We start from the raw sequence: 22,865 nt of genomic DNA, 5'->3' as shown, positions 1-22,865 counted from the left end.
GCCGCCCGCTGTGTTAGCCAATCAGATAGTATTTCAGCGTGTGTTTCATGTCCGGGCTCAGATCGTCGATGGATTTCAGCATCCAGCGCAGATAGCCGGGGTCTTCCTGGGCGATGCGGTCGATCTCCTGCCCGCGATACTTGCCGAACTTGAACTTCTTCAGCAGCACCGGCTGTTCGGTGATCTGCACCATTTGCTCCGGCGTCCAGCCCGAATCCTTGATGATGCGTTGCAGCAGCGCGGCGGTGACGTAGCAGTCATACAGCGCGCGGTGCGGGTACAGCGTGGCGTCTGCCGGCAGCTGCACGTCCAGATTCAGCGCGTAGCGCAGATACTGGTTGCCGTACTTGATGTCCGGATACAGCGTGCGCGCCAGCTTGAGGGTGCAGATCCAGGCGCCGTTCATCTCCGGCAACACCCCGCGATCAAAGGCGGCGTTGTGCGCCACATAGTAGGGGCTGCCCTGATAGCGGCCGATCGCCACCGCAATGCGCGGTTTGCCTTCCACCATCTGTTCGGTGATGTGATGAATCGCCATCGCGTCGAGGCTGATGGGGCGGTCCGGGCTGATCAGGTCGCTCATCGGGTTGGTCAATTGGCCGTCGAGCAGATCGAGGGAGGCCACTTCCACCACGCCGCCGTCCAGCCCGCAGGTCTCGGTATCTATTACGCGTAACGTCATGCTTTCCTCCGCGTTGCCGTCAGGTTTCAGCTTAACCGGCACAGGCGGCCGTGCCAACCGTCGTGGATCCTGTCGGCGATGATAAGACCAGGGGCGTCATCCGGCGCGGCAACCAAAAGCGCTCCCGTTTCATTCCAGATGGCGCTGCGGCCTGCCGGGATCCAGCCTCCGGTCGGCGCCGCATGGTTGGCCATCAGCGTGACCATGCCATAACGACGGGCATAGCCTGCCAGCGCAGCGCTGTCTTTCGCGTAACCGGCTTCAGATACCAGCACGCCGGCGGCATAAATCTGCGCCCCCGCCAGCGCGGCGGCGCTTGCGTGGCCGGGTTGCGAGGTGTCGGCGCAGATAGCCAGCGCGATGCGTTGCCGATGTATTTCCAGCAGCGTGCCGCCATTACCGGGCAAGAACCGTTGTTGTTCCGCGCCGTGCAGATGTTGCTTGGTATAGGCGGCCACCGCGCCGTTGGGGTGAAAGATCAAGGCGGCGATATGCAGCGCCTGGCCGCTGCGCAAGGGCGCGCCGACGATGATCGTCATCTGATGCGATTGCGCCGCCGCAGCGAGCGGTTGCAGACGCGGATCGCCCAGCGTCAGCGCCAGTTCGGCGGCATCGGCCAGCTCATAGCCGCTTAGCGACAGTTCGGGAAAAACCAGCAGTTGCACCTGCTGTTCGGCTGCCTGCGCGACAAATTCAAGGTGACGTTCAAGGTTGCAGGCGATATCGGCCGCAGCGGCGGGGTATTGGGCGGCGGCGAGGGTAAAGCAGGACATTGGCCATCTCTCCAGTGAGGCAATAAAAAACCCGCCTTGGCGGGTTTAATGACGGATGGAAGGACGCTTACTCACCAGACGGATGCGCTTTTTTGGCGCGTTTCTCCGCACGTTTCTCTGCTGGGGTTTTCAACGGCTTCTTCTTCGCATTTTTTTTGCTATCCATTCCCTTACTCATGATGGCCTCTCGTTACCTATGATTGGGTGGCTTGCTCAGCCATTAACCGCCTAAAGCCGACAGGATGCAAGCGACAAAGTGCAAGTAGTATGTAACCGGCTGTTTGCACGTGAAATTTTGTTTTTGGATGACCGGGTGCTTAAAATAATTATTATGTTATAATATTACACTTTTGGGGTTCGGAGAACGCAATGACAGTGATGACATTACCGGATGCGCAGCAACTGCTGGCCATGCCGGATTCTGATTACATGAACTCGGTTCAACGGGCTTTTTTCCGCCAGCTGCTGCAGGATGAGCGGCAAAAACTGCTGCTGCACATCGATGAGCTGAAGAAGGCGATCGACAACGGCGAAGCGACGGGCGATGAAGCCGACAAGGCGGCGCGCGAAGAAGAGCTGCGCCTGTTGTTCCGCCAGTTGGATCGCGAAAGCCGCCTGCTGCCGAAAATCGATGCGGCGCTGGCGCGGTTGCAGAACGGCGAATACGGCTACTGCCGGGAAACCGGCGAACCCATCGGCTTGGCACGCCTGATGTTGCGCCCGACGGCGGAGCTGAGCATCGAGGCGAAAACGGCACAGGAGATGCGCGAGCCGCATATGCGTAAAGGCGTGTAGGCGTAACAAGGCGTGAACTGATCGGGCCTGTGGGCATTTTGCAGGCGGGTCGTTGCGATTTTGAGCAAACGCGCGCCGAGTTCCCGGCGCGCGTTCGAGTTTTCAGGTTTTACCGTTGACCTGCCGGGCGGCTTCCGCTTTGATGAAAGCATGACTCACAGAGAGACGGAAAGCGCCATGGAACAATTACGAGGTTTGTACCCGCCGTTAGCGGCATACGACAGCGGTTGGCTGGACACTGGGGATGGCCACCGGATCTACTGGGAGCTGAGCGGCAACCCGAACGGTAAACCGGCGGTCTTCATTCATGGCGGGCCGGGCGGCGGCATCTCTGCGCATCATCGCCAGCTGTTCGATCCCGAGTGCTACAAGGTGCTGCTGTTCGATCAGCGCGGCTGTGGCCGCTCCCGTCCGCACGCCAGTCTGGACAACAACACCACCTGGCATTTGGTGGCCGATATCGAGCGGCTGCGCGAAATGGCCGGCGTCGAGCAGTGGCTGGTGTTCGGCGGCTCCTGGGGATCTACGTTGGCGCTCGCCTATGCGCAGACCCACCCGGCGCGCGTCAGTGAAATGGTGCTGCGCGGTATCTTTACCCTGCGCAAGCAGGAGCTGCATTGGTATTACCAGGACGGCGCCTCGCGCTTCTTCCCGGACAAGTGGGAGCGCGTGCTGTCCATTCTGTCGGATGACGAGCGCAAAGACGTGATTGCCGCCTATCGGCAGCGGCTGACTTCAGCCGATCCGCAGGTCCAGCTCGAAGCGGCCAAACTGTGGAGCGTGTGGGAAGGGGAAACGGTGACGCTGTTGCCAAGCCGTGAATCCGCTTCGTTCGGCGAGGATGATTTCGCGCTGGCGTTCGCCCGCATTGAAAACCACTACTTCACGCATTTGGGGTTCCTGGAGAGCGATGACCAACTGCTGCGCAACGTGCCGCTGATCCGCCATATCCCGGCGGTGATCGTCCATGGCCGCTATGACATGGCCTGCCAGGTGCAGAACGCCTGGGATCTGGCCAAGGCCTGGCCGGAGGCGGAGCTGCATATCGTGGAAGGGGCGGGGCATTCGTTTGATGAACCGGGCATTTTGCACCAGCTGATGATCGCCACCGACCGATTCGCCGGCAAGTGACACGAAAAACCCGCCGTAACGGCGGGTTTTGTTATTTGGCCTTCGGTTCGTAAGGCAGACGCGAAAACTTGTGGGATTCCGCGCGGTAGTGCGCCACGCGCTCGCGAAAATAGTCGCGCAGCGGCTCCGGCTGCTCGCGCTCCACCACTTCCGGGATCACCGGCATGTTGTAACGCTCTTTGTACGCCACGCCTGAGGCGGCGAGATCCACATTCACCCTGTCCATTTCTTCTTTGGACAACTCGGCCAGATTGTAACCCACCTTATACTCCTTACTTTACCGCATTGAATCTGCGCAGAAGGTAATCCACCCGGCGGCGCTTGGCAAGCCCGTTGCGCCGCGGCGGCGGGCGATATTTATCCAAGAGTAATGCAATCTATTTATTCTTTTAAATAAGAATGATTCGCTTTTTGATTAAAATAAAAGATCTAAATAATTATCATGTTAATTACCAATAATTTTATGATATTTTAACTTATTGATATAATTTGTTTTTGTAATTGATTTGGTTTGAATGTAAATAAGGTGTTTTTATTTTTACGGCGACAGGGCATAATGCGCGGAAATTAAATTCATGACCTGCAAAATAAAAGGAATGATTATGCTGACGCAAGAAATGACTCAAAAGCTGAATGAGCAACTGAATCTGGAGTTCTACTCCGCCAACCTGTATCTGCAGATGAGCGCATGGTGCAGCGACAAAGGCTTTGAAGGCGCCGCCGCATTTCTTAAAGAGCACTCTCAGGAAGAGATGCAGCATATGCAACGTCTGTTCGACTACCTGAGTGACACCGGCTCTCTGCCGCTGCTGGGCACCATCGCGGCCCCGCCGGTGGCGTTTGAGTCGCTGGCGGACGTGTTCGAGCAGACCTACGAACACGAGAAGCTGATCACCCGTCAGATCAACGAGCTGGCGCACGCGGCAATGTCCTCTCACGATTACTCCACCTTCAACTTCCTGCAATGGTACGTGGCGGAGCAGCACGAAGAAGAGAAACTGTTCAAATCCGTGCTGGATAAGCTGGCGCTGGTGGGCACCAGCGGCAAAGGCCTGTTCTTCATCGACAAAGACCTGAAGAAAATGGGCGCGATGGGCCAGGGCGGCAACGGCCAGGCCTGATTCCTGACTGAACATTGAAAAACCGCGCGCGGGGCAAACCCGACGCGCGGTTTTTTTTACCCTGCGTTTATCGCGGTTATGCGGCGATACGTGCTGCCGGATCGCAAAATGCCAGTGATGCGCTCGACTTGCTGAGGCGTGCTCGTTATGATTTACCGCGATACGCTACAGGGATGGTAGAGTCAAAACAGCGGGTTAGCCGATACAACCCGTTTTTCTGTTTACCCGTGGCGCAATCATTTGCGGTGGGTTGGGGCCGCTGATACATCGCCTTGGCTGTGGCCTTAACCCTTATGACCCTCTTTATATTGTTAAGGGATACCACTGTGATCGGTAAAATTCGTTCCTCCTGTCGCCTGCTTTCCACCGTTTTCGTCCTGTTCGTTGGCCTGTCTTCACAGCAAGCCTTGGCGCACGCTCACCTGAAAGTGGAAACGCCGAAGGCCGACGCCAGCGTCAGCCCGGCGCCGAAGGCGCTGACTCTCAGCTTCTCCGAAGGCATCGAGCCGAACTTCAGCGGCGTGAAAATCACCGGCCCGGATAACGCCGTGGTGAAAACCGGCAAGCTGCAGCTCGATCCGAACAACAACACCCAGGTCAACGTGCCGATCGAAGGCGAGCTGAGCGCGGGCAAATACAACGTCAGCTGGCATGTGGTGTCGGTCGACGGGCATAAAACCAAAGGCCAGTACAGCTTCACCGTAAACTGATCGTGAGTTTGGCGACCCTGTTCGTTCTGTGTCGCTTGGTGCACTTTGCGGCGGTGATGCTGATGTTTGGCATCAGTCTGTTCACCGCCTTATTGGCACCGCAGCGCCTTTCCCCGATCCTCTCCCGCGATGTGCGTCCGCTGCTGCTTGCCGGCACCTGGATTGCCGGGCTTTCCGCCGTGGCGCTGCTGGCCATTCAGGCCGGGCAGATGGGCGACGGTTGGCAAGACACCTGGCGGCTGGAGGTTTGGTGGGCGGTGCTCGGCACCACCTTCGGCGAAGTGTGGCGCTGGCATCTGGGCCTGTCGCTGCTGGCGATCCTGAGCCTGCTGCTGCCGAAACGGCCGCGCGCGCAGGCGTTGGCGCTGTGTTCAGCGCTGCTGCTGGTGAGCCTGGCGTTCATCGGCCACGCGGCGATGCACGAAGGCGCGCTGGGCGCGCTGCACCGCGCCAACCATGCGGCGCACCTGCTGGCCGCCGGTTACTGGTTCGGCAGCCTGGCGCCGCTGCTGGTTTGCCTGCGCTACCTGCAGCCGCCGCAATGGCGCAGCGATGCCATCACCACGCTAATCCGTTTCTCGCGCTGGGGGCACCTGGCGGTGGCGGCGGTGATCGTCACCGGCATCGTCAACAGCCTGATCATACTCGGCGGTTGGCCGCTTAATCTCAGCTCGCCTTATCAGCGCCTGCTGCTGATCAAAACCGCGCTGGTGGCGCTGATGGTGATGGTGGCGCTGGCCAATCGCTATGCCATCGTGCCGGCGATGAGCCGCGTACCGGCGCTGGCGCAGCGCGGGGTGGTGCTGGCGTGCTGGCTCGAAGTCGGGCTGGGGATGGCAGTGCTGCTGCTGGTCAGTTTATTTGCAACCTATGCGCCGGTTTGACATTTCAGCTTGCCGCAGGCCGGCAAGCTGCGGGAAAATCGACGCGAATAGCAACCTTAAGGCCATCACATGAAATCGGTATTACTCGGCATTACGCTGCTGGCAACCGCGACCGGCGCGCTGGCGGCAGACAAACTGGTTAACATCACCAAACTGGAGTACGGCAAACAGTGGGCGTTCACCAAGGAAGAGGTGACGCTGCAGTGCCGCAGCGGCGGCGCGCTGTTCGTGCTGAATAACAGCACCCTGATGCAATACCCGCTCAACGACGCAGCGGAGCAGCAGGTGAAGAAGGGCCATCAGCGCGCACAGCCGCTGGACGTGATCCTGCTGGACGATCCCGCTGAACCGGGGAAGAAAATGAGCATGGCGCCGTTTATCGAACGCGCCGAGAAGCTGTGCGCTGACTAACCGCTTGTTTGCCAACGCCTTGCCCAGCGCGCGCAGATTGATGCGCATTTGCCGCATAGTTATTTCGTCACGAAACTATCACGCGGCCGCCGGGCGGCTGGCAAAACTGGCGCGGTAGGCTACTCTTAAAGTGCACGGCTGAACAAGCCCTGCATTAAATGCCAACTTTTAGCGCACGGCTCTCTCCCAAGAGCCATTTCCCTAGACCGAATATAGGAATCGTATTCGGTCTTTTTTTGTGTGATTGATTTATAAGTAAATTTTACCTAAGACGCCAGCAACAATCCCCGTTTCTCTTTTCGCGTCACAGCCATCAGCCCGAGCTCCCGTCTCACCCCCCAACCGCACACATCGCTAATTTGGCCGCACCAAAAGTCATTACGTCATCTATGGCGCTGATAAGCTTCGGCCATTGCTCCCATCAACGGTTTAACGAGAGTGTCATTATGGGAAATATCCCGGCATCAGGCGCTATAAAAGGTAACCCGCAGTGAACGAGCAACTGAGTCAATTAAAGATGATGTTGCCCGGCTATCTCGAGGCGTGGCGTGAGGGGGCCTTACCCTCTGACTGGGAGCAGGTGGCTAATCCTGAAGTGATCGCCTCCCTGTTGGCGGAGTGGGAGGAGCTCAGCGAGTTGGCCTCTCGGTTCGACACCGCCACTGAAACACGCGCCGACGCCACCGCGTTTTGGCATGCGCGCGCCGAGCTGATGGCGCAGCGCAATCGTGATCTTATGGCCCAACTGGCGACGCCAATCCGTTTGCCCAGCGCACGGGTGGCCTTTTTTGGCTATGTGAAAACGGCCGTGATGGACGCCAGGCAGGTTAAGGCGGCGATTCGCGATGCCGGTTTTATCGTTGCGGGCGGCGCTCCCAATAAGAACACGGCTTAACGCGGTTTCTTCTCAAATTTCTCGGCAAAAAAGAACCGCAGCAATTTATGGGTCCACAGCAGGATGGCGCCGACCACCACCAGCGAGACGACGAAATGCGACAGATTTTTAGGCGCGGCGTAGCCGTGGGTAAAGGAGACCCCCGCGCCGCTGAGCAGCAGGGTGGCGATCCAGAAGCCGAGCAGCAGGCATATGGTACGAAACAGTTTAAACATGGTTATCACCCAAAATACGGAAAGCACCGACCGAACGGAGAGAGGCTCAGCCGGGGCTTTGATTAATTAAAACCGCTTAGCGCGAACAGGTATTGCCGCCTTTATTGCTATTGCAGTTGCTGCCGCTGTTTTTGTTGCCGCCTTTCCCCATGCCGACGTTGCCGCCGCCTTTGCTGCCTTCCTTGAAGCAGCCGCCGTTGAGCGCGCCCACCGCCAGGCCGCCAAGGCCGCCCAGAGAACCGGTGATCACGCCGTTAACGCAATCCGGCGAGGTGTGCTTGCCGTAGAATCCCTGATTGGATGACCCGCCCCCGTTCTTGTTGCCGCCGTTGTTGTTGACGCGGCCATTGCTGCCGCGGTTGTCGGCAAAGTTACCGGCGCCGGCGATCAGGTGAAAGTGTTTGGCATCGATCTCTTGCATAAAATTCCCTCTTTATCGATTCAGTTAAATTCAGTAAAGCTTGCGCAAGCCAGCTGTTTTTAACAGAAAAAATAGCGGGGGTAATTACCGGTTCGGATAAGAACAGGGGGTTTATTTTGCGATATTTTCCAGATTGATAGAGCACCGAGGAATGATATTTTGGGCGTGTGGATCCGTATCGTTATCCGTTCTCTTGAGCCGGTTAATTTGTTAGCATGGCGCCCCTGGATGACTATTGGTGCAGTACATTGAAAATTAAAGCGTTGTTATTTGTTGCGTTGGCCGCGCTGGCCGGCTGCAGCCAGGAGGGAACCTCGATGAATCAGCCCGCAAACGAGAAAGGCGGCCAAACGGAAGTGTTGTTGGTCAACAGCGCGCTGGTGGACTGCGTGGGCGTCGGCCCGATGAAGTGCATGCAGGTGCGACGCTCCGCGCAGCAGCCGTGGGAGTTGTTCTATACCGGCATCGAGGGTTTCACCTTCGAACCGGGCTATCAGTATCGGCTGAAAGTGCGCGTCACCCCGGTGGAGAACGTACCGGCCGACGCCTCATCGCTGCGTTACACGCTGATCGAGCAGTTGGAAAAGCACAAGGCATGACCCTCAACAGGCCGGGCAATAGCAACCTGGCCTGCTATCATTATCCTTTGCCTGTGTCGCAGGGCCGTTGACTGGTCTGTTCACTGCGCTTGTTTTCGCACTTTCTTAAGTATATCGAGAAAATCAGGTATATTGTCCTTCGGTTTTTAGCTACCAAGAAAAAATTACTATGATTATCAAACCTAAAATTCGTGGTTTTATCTGCACCACCGCTCACCCGGCAGGCTGTGAAGCCAACGTCCGTGAGCAAATCGCTTACGTTAAGTCGCGCGGCGAACTGAAAAACGGGCCTAAAAAGGTGCTGGTCATTGGTGCATCCACCGGTTACGGTCTGGCCTCGCGCATCAATGCCGCTTTCGGCAGCGGTGCGGCCACCATCGGCGTATTTTTCGAGAAGCCTGGCAGCGAAGGCAAAACCGGTTCCGCCGGTTGGTACAACTCCGCCGGTTTCGATAAGGCAGCTAAAGAAGAAGGCCTGTACGCGAAAAGCATCAACGGCGACGCATTTTCCAACGAGTGCCGTCAGACCGTTATCGATCTGATCAAGAAAGACCTGGGTCAGGTTGACCTGGTGGTTTACTCGCTGGCTTCGCCGGTGCGTAAGATGCCGGAAACCGGCGAAGTGGTGCGTTCCGCACTGAAGCCGATCGGCGAGCCGTACAAATCCGTCGCGCTGGACACCAACAAAGACGTGCTGGTTGAGGCCGTGGTCGAGCCGGCCAACGAGCAAGAAATCGCCGACACCGTGAAGGTGATGGGCGGCCAGGACTGGCAGCTGTGGATGGACGCGCTGGACGAAGCGGGCGTGCTGGCGGATAACGCGCAGTCTGTCGCTTACTCCTACATCGGTACCGATCTGACCTGGCCAATCTATTGGCACGGTACGCTGGGCAAGGCGAAAGAAGATCTGGATCGCGCGGCGCACGCCATCAACCAGAAGCTGCAGGCCAAAGGCGGCGCGGCTTACGTTGCGGTGCTCAAGTCGGTGGTGACGCAGGCTTCTTCCGCCATTCCGGTGATGCCGCTGTATATCTCCATCGTGTTCAAGATCATGAAGGAGCAGGGCATTCACGAAGGCTGCATCGAGCAGATCCAGCGTCTGTTCGCCACCAAGCTGTACAGCGGTGCGGCGCCGGATACCGACGAGAAACACCGTCTGCGCCTGGATGACTGGGAACTGCGTGACGAAGTGCAGGAAACCTGCCGTGAAATCTGGAAGCAGCTTAATGACAGCAACATCAACGAACTGACCGATTACCAGGGCTACAAGGCGGAATTCCTGCGCCTGTTCGGCTTCGGTCTGCAGGGCGTTGATTACGATGCCGATCTGAGCGGCGAAGCCAACTTCGATGTGATCGAACTGGTCTAAGCGCGTCGAGCGGTCAAACAAGGTCGGGTTAGCCCGGCCTTTTTTTTTGTCCGCGCGTTGGCGACCACCGCCTGACTCATCAGTCCACTTGATCATTGACAGCAATAAATTATCGTTTTACGATAATTTATTGCTGTTGATTAAGGGATAGAAAATTATGGGCGCTGCGCCAAGGATCCATCTGCCGCTGTATGTGCGTTGTCTGTGTTTGCTCATTATGGCGATGCTGATCGTCAGCACCGGCGTTGAGATGTTCATCATCGTGCGGGACTGGCTGCAGGGCGTAGCCTATCGCGATATCGTCGCCTCTTACCGGGAATATTACCCGGAGCTGCTCGCCTACGCGATCCCGCAGCAACGCTGGGCGCTGTTCGCCACGCTGGTTATCGACATGCTCGGTTATTTGCCCTATTACAGCGCGCTGCTGTGCGGCGCCGGGCTGTTTTATCAATTCTTCCGCGGCAACGTGTGGCATCGCAACAATATGGTGCTGTTGCAGATCATTGGCATCTTGCTGATCGTCGATGTGTTGTTCCCGTCGTTAGCCGGTCTGCTGCAGGTGATGGTATTGACCGCCGATGAAAAAATGCTGTTTATCCTTTATTATGGCGTCAATAGCGAGTCGGTGCGCTCGCTGATCGTAGGCTGCGCAATCCTGGTATTTAGCCGGGTATTTCTGGAAGCGTTGCGGCTGAATGAAGAACAGCTTTCTTTCGTGTGAGAATAGAGTGGCAATAATCGTAAGTCTTGATGTCATGTTGGCCAAAAGGAAGATGCGTTCAAAGGAGCTGGCGGAGCAGGTGGGGATCACCGAGCAAAACCTGTCTCTGTTGAAAAACGGCAAGGTCAAGGGAGTCAGGCTGGAAACGCTGGACAAGATCTGCCGCATTCTCGACTGCCAGCCTGGCGATCTGCTGGCCTGGCAGCCGGACGGCGAAGAGTAAGATCCCAGCGCACTCGGAAGTGCGCTGAGCCTGCTGGCCCATTTCTGCGATTAGCGTTGTCTTATTGAACGATATTTGTTTGATTCAGGTTAATTAAAATAACGGGTGATTAACACTTGCGTATTCTTTTTGTCGCAGGCGATTGCATGCGGCGAAAGTTATTAAACTAAATAAACTCGTTTTTCATTTACCGTCACTACCAATAGCGTTATTTTAAGGGAAATAGTATGACATGGCGTAATTCTCTTCTGGCATTGTGTCTTGTATTAAACGGATGCAGTGCCATTCACCCCACTGTTTCATCCTCATCCTCCTCCACTCACTGGGGGAATTGGGGAACACCGCAGCCCGCAACGCGAGAACAGAAACAGCGCATTATCGCCGGCGAATCCGCCGCTGCCGTACTGAATGAAGGCCGGGTCGGTATCGGCGGTACGCTGGACTGGTCGAAAATAGGGGGGCGCTAACCGCCGCTCTTTATTCGGCGGGGCGGCAGACGTTATCTCAAAGATATTGTGGAACGGTTTATTATTAATTCGCTACTCTGTTTTTCCGATGCGTTATTTATCTTTAAACGATGAATCTCTGCTTGTTGAATATATATCAACATACCCAGACATCCTTACAGGAGTTTTCAATGGCAAAGCGTATTGTCGCCATGTTGATAATGTCGTTGTTGAGTCTGCAAGCAAATGCGGCCCGTTACGATCGGCAATGCGAGGGAATTTCTCCCGTGCTGTTTCAGAAGAAATTGAAAGAGCTGGCGCATGGCCTGCGACAAGAGATGGCTGAGCCGACCCCGCCCACGGAGAATGAGGCCGAAACCTTGGCGCGTCTGGCGGAATGCGATGCCGAAAACGCGAAAGCGCCGGCGACGGGAGGGCAACATGCGCCCGATCCCGCGGAGCCTCAGGTGTCTTCACTCAACGGCTGTTGAACGGTTCTCTGCGTCGTTTTTCGCGGCGCGCCCCAGTCGGCTTATTCATGGAGCTTGTGTATTGAAACTACCTTCGTTAATCGCTGCGGCGCTGCTGGCCTCATTTTGCAGTCAGGCGTTCATCGATCGCCATTCCTCGCCCGGCGCCTCGACGGAAAGTCCCTCTGCGGCGGGGTGTCCGGCGCGGCTGGATGGCTTGTTGCAGCATATTTGGTTGGCTGAACAGATTCAGGCGGAGCGCATGCAGCTGGCGCTGCTGCGTGCGGAGCGGGAAGCGTTGGAAATCCGGTTGCAAACGCAGGAAGCGGCGAGACCTTCCGCGCAGGGGCATCAGAGCGCCCGAACGGCCTGTGAGCAGGGTGCCGATATCGTCCGTTGCCTGTCGCTGCGTCTGCGGCGGACGTCTCTGACGGGGCCGCATCGGCCGTTTGTCGGCGTTTATTGCCGCGCCTGGCTGAATGGCCGGCCGCTGAATTGCTAAAGATGAGAACAGGGATTTGTCAGGAGTTTATCGATGAAAAGGCTAGTGTTGGCCGGCGTGGCCCTGTGTTGCGCCTGCTTTGCGCAGGCGCGGGTGGATTTGGAATACCACGCGGCGCCGCCGAAGGACAATAAAGTCCCCGAGGAGTACCAGAAAAAACGCAGCGCGCTGCGCCACAAGGTGTGGAATGTCGACAGCCTGACGCAGGCCAATGAGCAGGCGATCGCGCGTGAGCAGCAGCGCGAGGCCGCAGAAGCCGCCAAGCGGCAGCAGCGTCAGCTGGAGCAACAGCAGAAAAAGCAGCGCTGCCTGCGGATACACTCGAAAGATCCTCACCGCGAGGCGAGGTGTTACATGTACAACTTCTAGCTTTCAACGTCCGGGCGCTTGCAGCGCCCGGCGTCGTTTATGCCGGGCGGCAATGCTCTTTCAGCATGGCGATCGCATCCGGCTTCAGCTGATACAGATAGACTGGGCGGCCCGTCGCGCCGTACAGAATGCGGGTACCGAGAATGCCGCTTTCCGCCAGATAGATGAGGTACTTGCGGCAGGACACCCGCGAAATGCCGATGGCGTTGGCCAGGTTGTCGGTGGAGAATTCGCTGTCGTGCTGCTGTTCTATCCACTCGCAGACCGTGCTCAGGGTGATGCTGGTCAGGCCCTTCGGCAGCTTTTTGCTCTCCTGGCCGCCGGGCTGGCGGCGCAGCAGACTGTCGACGTCAGCCTGCGAAAACTCGCGCTGCGCCAGCAGCTGCGACTGTTGTCGATAGTGGCTGAGCGCCTCTTTGAAGCGGCTAAACTGGAACGGCTTGATCAGGTAATCCACCACGCCGTAGTGCAGCGCCTTTTGCACCGTGTTCACATCGCTGGCGGAAGAGATGATGATCACATCGGTCTTCTCGCCGAGCTCGCGCAGGCCGGGCAGCAGATCCAGCCCGTTCTCCTGCTGCATGTAGATATCCAGCAGCACCAGATCGATGCTGACGCTGGCGTCGGCCAGCAGGGCGCGCGCCTGGCCCAGGGTGGCGACCGTCGCCTGGCAGTGAAAACCGCCGATCTGGCTCAGGTAATATTTGTTCAGCTCCGCCACCATCGGGTCGTCGTCGACAATCAGTACGTTAATCATGGGTTTCGCTCTTGGCCTGATAGGGAAGGTGCACGAAAAATTGGGTCAGCTCGCCCGGTTCGGACTCGACATCGATGCCGCCGCCCAGTTTCTCCAGATGGCTGCGGATCAGCGCCAGGCCGATGCCGCGTCCCGTTCCCTTGGTGGAAAATCCGTGTTCAAAGATGTGCGCGGCGATCGCCGGATCGATGCCGGGGCCGTCGTCGCTGACGATACAGTGTAATTGATCGTCGTGGTGATGGAAGCTCAGGCCGATCTCGTGGCCTTCAACGCCGTCGATGGCGTCGATGGCGTTTTCGATCAGGTTGCCGAGCACGCTGATCAGCACGTGCGTGGTTTCCGCGTCGTCGGTTTCCGGCAGCAGGCTGGTTTCCTCGATGGTCAGTTCGATGCCGGCTTCGTGGGCGCGGCTGATCTTGCCGATGAAGAAGCCCGCCACTTCCGGCGAGTGGATCTTGCGCAGCAGCGCGCCGATCTCTTCCTGGTAGTTGCTGGCGGTATTGATGATGTAGTTTTCCAACTGCTGATAAGCCTTCATGTGCAGCATGCCGAGTATCACGTGCAGCTTGTTCATAAATTCGTGCGACTGCACCCGCAGGGCATCGGCGTAGTGCGCCATGCCGCTCAGGCGCTGCAGCAGGCGGCTGACCTCGGTCTTGTCGCGGAAGGTGGCGATGGCGCCGGTCACCTGGCCGTTGACGATCACCGGCACGGTATTGGTCAGCAGTTCGCTGCCGTTGAAGCTGATCTGTCGATCGCGCAGCGGTTTGCCGCTGGCCAGCACTTCCGCCAGATGCAGCTGCGCCGGCCAATGCTTGCTGGCGGCGTCCAGCAGCAGGTTTTCCACCGGGCCGCTCTGGCGCAGCAGGCGCTTGGCCTCGTCGTTGACGATGGTGATGCGGGAATCATTATCGACCGCGATCACGCCTTCTTTAATCGACTGCAGCATGGCGTTGCGCTGCTCGAACAGGGTGGAGATTTCGTAAGGCTCGAAACCCAGCATGATGCGTTTGAGCGCGGAGACCAGGAAAAAAGTGCCCAGGCTGCCGACCAGCGCGGCGAAGGCGATGGTCCAATAGATGATCCAGCGGCTTTCCGCCACCACCCGCTGCACGGTGTCCAGCGCGATGCCGAGCGCCACCACGCCGATTTGCCGCCGCTGCTCGTCATACACCGGCACGAACACCCGTAGCGCCGGGGCCAGCGTGCCGCGGTTGATGGCGCTGTTGACGTTGCCCTGCAGCGCCGGCGCCAGATCTTCGCCGATGAAATGTTTGCCGATCAGCCAGGGTTTGGGATGCGAATAGCGGATGCCCTGCATATCCACCACCACCACGAACAGCAGCTCGTTTTGATGGCGAACCTGCTCGGCGAAGCGCTGCACGGCGCCGCTTTGATCGCGTCGCTGCAGGCCGTCTATCACGGTGCTCGAGAGCGCCAGCGTGTTGGCGATAGCGATGGCTTTTTGCTGCAGCTGATCTTGCCCTTCGCGGCTCATCTGCACGAAAAACAGCGCGAACACCACCAGCAGCACCGAAGCGATGATGGCGGACACCATCAGCGTGATGGAGGTGCTCAGCTTGAGCGGCACCCGTTGTTTTGGCATGGCGGTTCTCCGAATGGCGATATCACGGCGTATTCTAGCGAGGAATGAGGCAAGCTGCAGTTACCGGCAGCAGGTTATAGCATGCTGCCGGGTCGCGAAGGGGTTATTTTAGTTACAAAAGCGGGTCACTGCTGGTGGTAGATCTCCAGCGCCTGTTGGCCGCTGGCGCCTTGATGGATGATCGCCATCAGGGCGCGCACCACCTGCGACGGATTGCTGTGTTGATACACGTTGCGGCCATAGACCATGCCGGACGCGCCCTGGGCCATCAGCGCCGCGGATTTCTCCAGCACCGGGCCCAGCTCCCCCTTGCCGCCGCCGCGCACCAGCGTCGGGCAGCGCGCCGCTTCCACCACGCGGTGGAAATCTTCCACCCGTTCGGTCGGGTCGGCCTTGATGATGTCGGCGCCCAGTTCGCGCGCCAGCCGCACCAGCGGCACGATCTTTTCCACGTCGCCGAGCGACCCGTAGGCGGCGCCCTGGCCGGCCGGGGCCATCACCAGCGGTTCGATCATCAGCGGCATGGCGTAGCGATCGCAGGCGTGGCGCAGGCGGCCGATGTTCTCTACGCACTGGCGGAAAATGCCGGGTTCATCCGGGATCATATACAGATTGACCACCACCGCGGCGGCGTCCATTTGCAGCGCGGCGAGGATCGGCGCTTCCGGGTTGTGCAACACCGCCCACATCTCACGGTGGCGTGCTGCGTTATAGGCGTTGCCGACGTCGGTGCGCATCACCAGCGCCGGCTTTTCGCGCTGCGGCGCGCGCTGCAGCAGCTCCGCCTGGCCGTAGTTGACCTGAATGGCGTCGGGGCGCGCGGCGATCAGGTTGCCCATCACCCGTTCGATATCTTCCAGACCGATTAAGAAATCTGGTTCGTTGGCGATGCCGTGATCGATCGCCACATCCAGGCACTTGCCGTTATTGAACAGGCGGTTCATCCGCACCTTACTGCTGAGCTGCATGTCAGGTCCTCCTGAGATAGGGATATGTCCATTATTGCCGAGTAAGGATGGTCGGGAAATGCGGAAACCGCAAACTGCGCGCCCGCTCGCAGTTTTTGCCGACGCCCGGCGTGGCGCACGCGCGGGGCGCGTTACCCGATGGCTTTCACTTCATTTGTTAGATCCGTGTCATGTTTTTGTTAATAAGCCATTCCAAAACGCATGTTTCGCTTGTTTGGGTTAAAAAGTTTCAATAATCTCAATTATGAAATAAACATTTAAAAAAGCGGCGAAGACGCGGCTTGCTCTGCCAGGGGTTTATTTCAATTGATTGTTTTTAATCTGTTTTGAGATATCGATCACCATTTTGTTCACGGCCTTAATACGGTGATAACGCGGTAATTTCGCCGTATCAAAGGGATAACACCGACCGTAATGTTGTTTGAATGTAAAAAATATCTTTCATTAGCTGTCAATCAACAGACCACTTCATTCTAACGATTAAAGGGTAACGAACATGAAGCTGAAGAAACTGATCGCCGCCTCCGTACTGATGTGCATGCTGCCGGCCAGCGTGTTGGCGAAAGACATCAAGATCGGCGTTTCCATGGCTTACTTCGATGACAACTTCCTCACCATTCTGCGCCAGTCGATGCAAAACAAAATGAAAGCCGACGGCAACGTCAGCGGCCAGTTTGAAGACGCCAAGGGCGACATCGCGCAGCAAATTCAACAAATCGAAAACTTCGTCAGCCAGGGCGTCGACGCCATCATCCTCAACCCGGTGGATACTCAGGGCGTCAAGCCGATGATCAAATTGGCCGAGAACGCCAAAATCCCGCTGGTGTTCGTCAACCGCAAGCCGGAAGTGACGCTCCCGGCCGGCATGGCCTACGTCGGCTCCGATTCCAAGCTGGCCGGCAAACTGCAGATGGAAGCGTTGGCCAAGCTGATGAACGGCAAGGGCAACGTGATGATCCTGATGGGGGAATTGTCGAATGAATCGACCCGCGACCGCACCCGCGGCGTGGAAGAGGTGGCGGCCAACTATCCCGGCATCAAGATTGTCGATAAGCAAACCGCCAAGTGGACGCGTAAAGATGCGGTGGATATCACCACTGACTGGGTGCTGACCGGCCAGCAGATCGACGCCATCGCCTCCAACAACGATGAAATGGCCATCGGCGCCATCCTGGCGCTCAAGCAGGCTAAAAAGTCCGGCGTGCGGGTGGCCGGCGTGGATGGCACGCCCGATGCGCTGGAATTCATCAGAAAAGGCGATCTGGCGCTGAGCGTGTTCCAGGACGCCAAAGGCCAGGGCGAAGGCGCGGTGCAAACCGCCGTTCAGTTGGTGAAAGGCGAGAAGGTGGAGAGCAACGTGCTGATCCCTTATCAGTTGATCACCCAGGCCAATTACCAGCAATTCGCCGATAAAAACAAAAAATAAGCCTTGAAGCCTGCCGCGGGCGCTCCACCTGAGCGCCCGCGGCAGAAAACGTGGGTCAGTGCGGAGGTAAGCGGTATGTACCCTTATGTTCTTGAGGCCGAAGGCATCAGCAAGCAGTTCCCCGGCGTCAAAGCGCTGGATAAGGTCTCGATTAAAATCAAACCCGGCAGCGTGCATGCGCTGATGGGCGAAAACGGCGCGGGCAAGTCGACGCTGATGAAATGCCTGATCGGCATCTATCACCCGGATGAGGGCTCGATCAAAATCAAAGGCCGGCCGGTGACCTTCAGCGACACGTTGCAGGCGCTGCATTCGGGCATTTCCATGATTCACCAGGAGCTGAACCTGGTGCCCTACATGACGGTGGCGGAAAACATCTGGCTGGGGCGTGAGCCGGCGCGGCTGGGGTTCGTCAACCACGAACAGCTGAATGAACAAACCCGCGAGCTGCTGGCGCGGCTGAACATCAAACTGCGGCCGGAAACGCTGGTGGGCGAACTGAGCATCGCCAGCCAGCAGATGGTGGAGATCGCCAAGGCCGTATCCTACAACGCCGACGTGCTGATCATGGATGAGCCGACCTCGGCGCTGACCGAAGGTGAAGTGGTGCACTTGTTCGCCATCATTCGCGAGCTGCGCGAGCAGGGCAAAGGCATCATCTATATCAGCCACAAGATGGACGAGATCTTCGCCATCACCGATGAAGTGAGCATTTTCCGCGACGGCACCTTCATCGCCTGCGACAAAACCGAAAACCTGACCAAACAGTCGCTGATCACCATGATGGTGGGGCGAGAACTGACGCAGATGTTCCCCAAATTCAACAACAATATCGGCGAGGAAGTGCTGCGGGTGGCGGGGCTGCGCCGCAGCGGCTGGTTCCATGACGTATCGTTCAGCGTCAAGCGCGGCGAGATCCTCGGCGTTGCCGGGCTGGTGGGCGCCGGGCGCAGCGAAGTGATGGAGAGCCTGTTCGGCATGCACCCGGCGGACGGCGGCGAGATCTTTATCGAAGGCCAGGCGGTAAAAGTGGATTCCCCGGCGAAGGCGATCGAGAGCGGGCTGGCGTTCCTCACCGAAGATCGCAAGAAGTCCGGCCTGTTTCTGGTGCTGTCGGTGGTCGAAAACATGAGCATCGTCAACCTGTCGGAATACATCGGCAAGAACGGCTTCGTCAGCCATGTGCAGATGGCCAAAGACTGCATGGCGCAGATCAAGAAGCTCAACATCAAAACGCCGACCATGGATCAGATCATCAATAACCTCAGCGGCGGCAACCAGCAGAAGGTGCTGATCGCGCGCTGGCTGCTGGCGCAGCCGAAAATCCTGATACTTGACGAACCGACGCGCGGCATCGACGTGGGAGCCAAAGCGGAAATCTACCGCCTGATCAGCGAGCTGGCCAACCGCGGCGTCGCCATCATTCTGGTGTCTTCCGAGCTGCCGGAGATCCTCGGCATGAGCGATCGGGTGATGGTGATGCACGGTGGCCGCATCACCGGCATTTTGGACAAAGACGACGCGGACCAGGAAAAGATCCTGGCGCTGGCCTCAGAATAACGAAGGGTGAACATCATGAGTAACGTAAAGATTGAGAAGCCGCTCTCCGCCGATTCAACGGGCAAGGGATCGCTGTTCTCCGGGCTGAGCGGCAAAATGCCGAAAGACACCGGTATTTTCATCGTGATGCTCGGCATTGCGCTGATCTTCGAAATCCTTGGCTGGTACATGCGCGATCAGTCGTTCCTGCTTAACCCGAACCGCCTGCTGCTGATCGTGCTGCAGGTGGCGATCATCGGCATCATCGCGGTGGGCGTCACCCAGGTCATCATCACCACCGGCATCGATCTCTCATCCGGTTCGCTGATTGCGTTGACCGCGGTGGTGGCGGCCAGCCTGGCGCAGACCTCGGACAGCATTTCGCCGATGTATCCGGGGCTGCTCGATCTGCCGGCGGCGATCCCGATCGGCGCGGGGATCGGGGTGGGCATCGTCTGCGGCTTTATCAACGGCTTCCTGATCACCCGCACCGGCATTCCGCCGTTCATCGCCACGCTGGGGATGATGGTATCGGCGCGCGGTCTGGCGCAGTACTACACCAAGGGTAACCCGGTCAGCTTCCTGTCGGATGGCTTCACGGCGATCGGCCAGGGGGCGATGCCGGTGATCATCTTCCTGGTGATCGCGGTGATCTTCCACATCGCGCTGAAGCACACCCGTTATGGCAAATACATCTATGCCATCGGCGGCAACATGACCTCGGCGCGGGTTTCCGGCATCAACGTCAATAAGTACCTGGTGACGGTTTACACCATCGCCGGCGGGTTGGCGGGGCTGGCGGGCGTGGTGCTGGCGGCGCGCGTCAGCAGCGGCCAGTCGAGCATGGGCATGTCCTATGAGCTGGACGCCATCGCCGCGGCGGTGATCGGCGGCAGCAGCCTGATGGGTGGCGTCGGGCGCATTACCGGCACGCTGATCGGCGCGGTGATCCTCGGCCTTATCAAAAGCGGCTTCACCTTTATCGGCGTCGATTCTTACATTCAGGACATCATCAAAGGCGTGATTATCGTCGCCGCCGTGTCGATCGACATGCGTCGCAACCGCAAAAAACACTGATTGCCGTGAATTGCCGCCGGCGCCAAGGTTGGCCGGCGGCGTTTTTTTACCCGGGGGGACACATCATGAACTTTCTGAAAGGGCTGTGGCTGGCGGCGGCGCTGTGCGCTTCCGCGCCGGCATGGGCGCAAACCATCGGCGTATCGATGGCCTATTTCGACCAGAACTTCCTCACCATTATCCGCCAGGCGATCGACAAGGAGGCCAAAGCGCGCGGCATTACCGTGCAGCTTGAGGACGCGCGCGGCGACGTCGGCCGCCAGACCGATCAGGTGCAGAGCTTTATCAGCGCCGGGGTGGACGCGATTATCGTCGATCCGGTCAACTCGGCCAGCACGCCGGTGATGACCAAAATGGTGCAGGCCGCCGGCGTGCCGCTGGTGTACGTGAACCGCACGCCGGGCGACGCCAGGCTGCCGCAGGGGGTGGTGTTCGTCGGCTCCGACGAGCGGGAGTCCGGCACGCTGCAGATGGAAGAACTGGCGCGGCTGGCTAACTATCAGGGCAACGTGGCGGTGATGATCGGCAACCTGACCGACGCCGGCGCGCTGCAGCGCACCAAAGACGTGGAGCAGGTGGTGGCCAAATACCCGAAGATGAAGGTGGTGCAGAAACAGAGCGCCAACTATTCACGCAGTGAAGGTATGGACCTGATGATGAACTGGCTGACCAACGGCGAAACGATCGACATCGTCGCCGCCAACAATGACGAGATGGCGATCGGCGCGATCATGGCGCTGCAGCAGGCCGGCAAAGCGGACAAGAACGTGCTGATCGGCGGCATCGACGCCACGCCCGACGGCCTCAAGGCGCTGGCCTCCGGCAAGATGCAGGTCACGGTGTTCCAGGATGCGGTCGGCCAGGGCAAGGCGTCGGTCGATGTGGCGCAGCGCATGATCAACGGCGAAAAGCTTGAGCCGTATTACTGGATCCCGTTCGAGTTGGTGACGCCGGCCAATCAGGAGAAATACGCGGCCAAACCGTGAGTTCGCCGTCGGATCCGCGTTGCCGGGGCGCTGCTTGCAGCGCCTTTTTCATGGCGCCAATTGCATGTCCGCTTGCGGCCAGCGCTGCGCCGGATGTTGCGTCACACTGAGGCTCTTTTACGGTGTGAGGATAAGAGATGAACGCATTGAACGGTAAGGTGGCGGTGATTGGCGGCGCCAGTTCGGGGATCGGGCGGGCGGCGGCGCTGTTGTTCGCCCGGCAGGGGGCGACGCTGGTGTTGGGCGCCCGGCGCGAGCGGCTGCTGGCTGAACTGGTGGAGGACATTCGGCGCGAGGGCGGCCGGGCGTTGGCGGTAGCCGGTGACGTGCGCGACGAAGCCTTCGCCGAACGGTTGACGGCGACGGCCGTCGATGAATTCGGCGGGCTGGATATCGCCTTCAACAACGCCGGCACGTTGGGGCCGCTGGGGCCGTCGCTGGCGCTCAGCGCGTCAGAATGGCGCGACGTGCTGGAAACCAACCTGTCCAGCGCTTACTACAGCGCCAAATATCAAATCCCCGCCATGCAGGCGCGCGGCGCGGGCTCGGTGATCTTCACCTCCACGTTCGTCGGCCACACCGCGGCGTTTCCCGGTACGGCGGCCTATGCGGCCAGCAAATCGGGGCTGATCGGCCTGACGCAGGCGCTGGCGGTGGAATTTGGCGGACACGGCATTCGGGTGAACGCGCTGCTGCCGGGGGGCACCGACACGGCGATGGGGCGGCAGATGAGCAATACCCCGGAAGCATTGGCGCAGGTGGCCCAGCTGCACGCGCTGAAGCGGTTGGCGATGCCGGAGGAGATCGCGCAGGCGGCGCTGTATTTGGCGTCTGACGCTTCCTCGTTCGTCACCGGCACCGCAATGCTGGTGGACGGCGGCGTTTCCATCCAGCGCGGCTGAGGCTGTCATCGCCCGTGGCCAGGCGCCACGGGCTCTACGCGCGGCGTTACCAGCCTTTGACGGCGTCGCCCTTGTAGATTTCGGCGGCGCTGGCCGCCACTTCATCGGTCTGATAGGCCTTGACCAGATCCTTCACTTTCTCGCTGTCTTTGTTGTCGATGCGGCTGGCGAAGATGTTGACGTAAGGCGAGTTTTTGTCCTCGACAAACAGCCCGTCCTTCGCCGGCGACAGACCGATCTGGCTGGAATAGTTGGTGTTGATGATCGCCAGCGTCACCTGCTGGTCGTCCAGCGCGCGCGGCAGCTGCGGCGCTTCAATCTCGACGATTTTCAGCTTTTTCGGGTTGCTGACGATGTCCAGCGCGGTCGGCAGCAGGCCGACGCCGTCTTTCAGCGTAATCAGCCCCTGTTTTTGCAACAGCAGCAGCGAGCGGCCCAGGTTGGTCGGATCGTTCGGCACTGCCACCTGCGCGCCGTCCGGCAGTTGGCTGAGCGCGGTGATTTTCTTCGAATAGCCGGCGATCGGGTAGACGAAGGTGTTGCCTACCGCCGCCAGTTTGTAGCCGCGCTCCTGCATCTGTTTGTCCAGATACGGCTTGTGCTGGAAGGCGTTGACGTCCAGATCGCCGTTGTTCAGCGCTTCGTTCGGCAGCACGTAATCGTTGAAGGTCACCACCTCCACGTCCAGATCGTATTTCTGCTTGGCCACTTTCTGCACCACCGCCCACAGCGACTGATCGATGCCGGCGCTGATGCCGACCTTGATGTGGTGATCGTCCTGTGCGGTCGGGCCGCAGGCGGTCAGCAACAGCGTGCCAGCGGCGGCCAGCGCCAGCGTGAGGTTTTTCAGCGTAAATGTCATTTTCC

28 protein-coding genes are annotated in these 22,865 nt (G+C 58.7%); 19 read left to right on the top strand and 9 right to left on the bottom strand.

Annotated features, from left to right (window positions below; translation table 11 throughout):
• Positions 1-13: 13 nt before the first annotated feature.
• Complete coding sequence (exoX, locus tag H7A77_RS06410) at positions 14-682, bottom strand: exodeoxyribonuclease X (protein WP_033644251.1); 669 nt, start codon at positions 680-682, stop codon at positions 14-16.
• A 26-nt stretch (positions 683-708) separates the two neighbouring features.
• Complete coding sequence (locus H7A77_RS06405; protein ID WP_182073955.1) at positions 709-1,455, bottom strand: carbon-nitrogen hydrolase family protein; 747 nt, start codon at positions 1,453-1,455, stop codon at positions 709-711.
• Between the two features lie 369 nt (positions 1,456-1,824).
• Between H7A77_RS06405 and dksA the strand changes: the two genes are divergently transcribed.
• The gene (gene dksA, locus H7A77_RS06400; RefSeq protein WP_147837897.1) at positions 1,825-2,250 is read left to right on the top strand and encodes an RNA polymerase-binding protein DksA; all 426 of its coding nucleotides are present in this window, start codon (positions 1,825-1,827) and stop codon (positions 2,248-2,250) included.
• A 177-nt stretch (positions 2,251-2,427) separates the two neighbouring features.
• Positions 2,428-3,381 (top strand): prolyl aminopeptidase, encoded by a 954-nt coding sequence (pip, locus tag H7A77_RS06395; RefSeq protein WP_164106080.1) that lies wholly within the window; start codon positions 2,428-2,430, stop codon positions 3,379-3,381.
• A 31-nt stretch (positions 3,382-3,412) separates the two neighbouring features.
• On the opposite strand, the gene H7A77_RS06390 is transcribed toward pip, so the two are convergent.
• Positions 3,413-3,643, bottom strand: coding sequence for a DNA polymerase III subunit theta (locus tag H7A77_RS06390; RefSeq protein WP_033642715.1), 231 nt, complete (start codon positions 3,641-3,643; stop codon positions 3,413-3,415).
• A 340-nt stretch (positions 3,644-3,983) separates the two neighbouring features.
• Between H7A77_RS06390 and ftnA the strand changes: the two genes are divergently transcribed.
• The 5 genes from ftnA to H7A77_RS06365 all read left to right on the top strand — a co-directional run bounded on the left by ftnA (position 3,984) and on the right by H7A77_RS06365 (position 7,402).
• Positions 3,984-4,502 carry a non-heme ferritin gene (ftnA, locus tag H7A77_RS06385; protein WP_033642716.1) on the top strand — a complete coding sequence of 173 codons (519 nt, stop codon included), beginning with the start codon at positions 3,984-3,986 and terminating at the stop codon, positions 4,500-4,502.
• Between the two features lie 326 nt (positions 4,503-4,828).
• Positions 4,829-5,212 carry a CopC domain-containing protein YobA gene (gene yobA, locus H7A77_RS06380; protein WP_004940886.1) on the top strand — a complete coding sequence of 128 codons (384 nt, stop codon included), beginning with the start codon at positions 4,829-4,831 and terminating at the stop codon, positions 5,210-5,212.
• Positions 5,213-5,214: 2 nt separating this feature from the next.
• Positions 5,215-6,096 carry a copper homeostasis membrane protein CopD gene (gene copD, locus H7A77_RS06375; protein ID WP_033642717.1) on the top strand — a complete coding sequence of 294 codons (882 nt, stop codon included), beginning with the start codon at positions 5,215-5,217 and terminating at the stop codon, positions 6,094-6,096.
• A gap of 69 nt (positions 6,097-6,165) precedes the next feature.
• Positions 6,166-6,507, top strand: a complete 342-nt coding sequence (locus H7A77_RS06370; RefSeq protein WP_016928154.1) for a YebY family protein — start codon at positions 6,166-6,168, stop codon at positions 6,505-6,507.
• 490 nt (positions 6,508-6,997) lie between these two features.
• Positions 6,998-7,402 carry a hypothetical protein gene (locus H7A77_RS06365; RefSeq protein WP_147837903.1) on the top strand — a complete coding sequence of 135 codons (405 nt, stop codon included), beginning with the start codon at positions 6,998-7,000 and terminating at the stop codon, positions 7,400-7,402.
• On the opposite strand, the gene H7A77_RS06360 is transcribed toward H7A77_RS06365, so the two are convergent.
• Positions 7,399-7,617: a hypothetical protein gene (locus H7A77_RS06360; RefSeq protein ID WP_182073954.1), complete on the bottom strand. Its 219-nt coding sequence runs from the start codon at positions 7,615-7,617 to the stop codon at positions 7,399-7,401. The genes H7A77_RS06365 and H7A77_RS06360 overlap by 4 nt on opposite strands.
• 76 nt (positions 7,618-7,693) lie before the next feature.
• Positions 7,694-8,038, bottom strand: coding sequence for a hypothetical protein (locus tag H7A77_RS06355; RefSeq protein WP_033642719.1), 345 nt, complete (start codon positions 8,036-8,038; stop codon positions 7,694-7,696).
• Positions 8,039-8,286: 248 nt separating this feature from the next.
• Between H7A77_RS06355 and H7A77_RS06350 the strand changes: the two genes are divergently transcribed.
• The 7 genes from H7A77_RS06350 (at position 8,287) to H7A77_RS06320 (ending at position 12,737) form a co-directional block, all read left to right on the top strand.
• Positions 8,287-8,637, top strand: coding sequence for a DUF4377 domain-containing protein (locus H7A77_RS06350; protein ID WP_049300685.1), 351 nt, complete (start codon positions 8,287-8,289; stop codon positions 8,635-8,637).
• A 169-nt stretch (positions 8,638-8,806) separates the two neighbouring features.
• On the top strand, positions 8,807-10,006 hold the full coding sequence (fabV, locus tag H7A77_RS06345; RefSeq protein ID WP_033642722.1) for an enoyl-ACP reductase FabV: 1,200 nt from the start codon (positions 8,807-8,809) through the stop codon (positions 10,004-10,006).
• A 157-nt stretch (positions 10,007-10,163) separates the two neighbouring features.
• A complete protein-coding gene (locus H7A77_RS06340) occupies positions 10,164-10,727 on the top strand; it encodes a DUF2975 domain-containing protein (protein WP_033642723.1) in 564 nt (187 codons plus the stop codon).
• 7 nt (positions 10,728-10,734) lie between these two features.
• A complete protein-coding gene (locus H7A77_RS06335; protein WP_025302459.1) occupies positions 10,735-10,950 on the top strand; it encodes a helix-turn-helix transcriptional regulator in 216 nt (71 codons plus the stop codon).
• A 637-nt stretch (positions 10,951-11,587) separates the two neighbouring features.
• Positions 11,588-11,887 carry a hypothetical protein gene (locus tag H7A77_RS06330; RefSeq protein WP_033642724.1) on the top strand — a complete coding sequence of 100 codons (300 nt, stop codon included), beginning with the start codon at positions 11,588-11,590 and terminating at the stop codon, positions 11,885-11,887.
• 61 nt (positions 11,888-11,948) lie between these two features.
• The gene (locus tag H7A77_RS06325; RefSeq protein WP_182073953.1) at positions 11,949-12,368 is read left to right on the top strand and encodes a hypothetical protein; all 420 of its coding nucleotides are present in this window, start codon (positions 11,949-11,951) and stop codon (positions 12,366-12,368) included.
• 33 nt (positions 12,369-12,401) lie between these two features.
• Positions 12,402-12,737, top strand: coding sequence for a hypothetical protein (locus tag H7A77_RS06320; protein ID WP_164106078.1), 336 nt, complete (start codon positions 12,402-12,404; stop codon positions 12,735-12,737).
• 37 nt (positions 12,738-12,774) lie between these two features.
• On the opposite strand, the gene dcuR is transcribed toward H7A77_RS06320, so the two are convergent.
• The 3 genes from dcuR to H7A77_RS06305 all read right to left on the bottom strand — a co-directional run bounded on the left by dcuR (position 12,775) and on the right by H7A77_RS06305 (position 16,068).
• On the bottom strand, positions 12,775-13,494 hold the full coding sequence (gene dcuR / locus H7A77_RS06315; protein ID WP_033642727.1) for a two-component system response regulator DcuR: 720 nt from the start codon (positions 13,492-13,494) through the stop codon (positions 12,775-12,777).
• Positions 13,487-15,100, bottom strand: a complete 1,614-nt coding sequence (locus H7A77_RS06310; RefSeq protein WP_033642728.1) for a sensor histidine kinase — start codon at positions 15,098-15,100, stop codon at positions 13,487-13,489. The genes dcuR and H7A77_RS06310 overlap by 8 nt, the downstream gene beginning before the upstream one ends.
• Positions 15,101-15,225: 125 nt before the next feature.
• Complete coding sequence (locus H7A77_RS06305; protein ID WP_033642729.1) at positions 15,226-16,068, bottom strand: class I fructose-bisphosphate aldolase; 843 nt, start codon at positions 16,066-16,068, stop codon at positions 15,226-15,228.
• A 496-nt stretch (positions 16,069-16,564) separates the two neighbouring features.
• Between H7A77_RS06305 and H7A77_RS06300 the strand changes: the two genes are divergently transcribed.
• The 5 genes from H7A77_RS06300 to H7A77_RS06280 all read left to right on the top strand — a co-directional run bounded on the left by H7A77_RS06300 (position 16,565) and on the right by H7A77_RS06280 (position 21,998).
• The gene (locus H7A77_RS06300; protein ID WP_033652022.1) at positions 16,565-17,494 is read left to right on the top strand and encodes a sugar ABC transporter substrate-binding protein; all 930 of its coding nucleotides are present in this window, start codon (positions 16,565-16,567) and stop codon (positions 17,492-17,494) included.
• Between the two features lie 75 nt (positions 17,495-17,569).
• Positions 17,570-19,054 (top strand): sugar ABC transporter ATP-binding protein, encoded by a 1,485-nt coding sequence (locus H7A77_RS06295; protein ID WP_033642731.1) that lies wholly within the window; start codon positions 17,570-17,572, stop codon positions 19,052-19,054.
• A gap of 15 nt (positions 19,055-19,069) precedes the next feature.
• The gene (locus tag H7A77_RS06290; protein WP_033652114.1) at positions 19,070-20,110 is read left to right on the top strand and encodes an ABC transporter permease; all 1,041 of its coding nucleotides are present in this window, start codon (positions 19,070-19,072) and stop codon (positions 20,108-20,110) included.
• Positions 20,111-20,175: 65 nt separating this feature from the next.
• Positions 20,176-21,096: a sugar ABC transporter substrate-binding protein gene (locus H7A77_RS06285; protein WP_182073952.1), complete on the top strand. Its 921-nt coding sequence runs from the start codon at positions 20,176-20,178 to the stop codon at positions 21,094-21,096.
• A gap of 137 nt (positions 21,097-21,233) precedes the next feature.
• Positions 21,234-21,998 (top strand): SDR family oxidoreductase, encoded by a 765-nt coding sequence (locus H7A77_RS06280; protein WP_089196937.1) that lies wholly within the window; start codon positions 21,234-21,236, stop codon positions 21,996-21,998.
• Positions 21,999-22,044: 46 nt separating this feature from the next.
• Here the strand turns inward: H7A77_RS06280 and metQ are convergent, their stop codons facing one another.
• Entirely contained in the window at positions 22,045-22,860 is an 816-nt protein-coding gene (gene metQ, locus H7A77_RS06275; RefSeq protein WP_015377546.1) for a methionine ABC transporter substrate-binding lipoprotein MetQ, read from the bottom strand.
• Between the last annotated feature and the right edge of the window lie 5 nt (positions 22,861-22,865).

The sequence above is a fragment of the Serratia sp. ME47 genome (genome assembly GCF_903970925.1).
Lineage (GTDB): Bacteria > Pseudomonadota > Gammaproteobacteria > Enterobacterales > Enterobacteriaceae > Serratia > Serratia ureilytica.
This window is presented reverse-complemented; position numbering and strand designations above follow the sequence as displayed.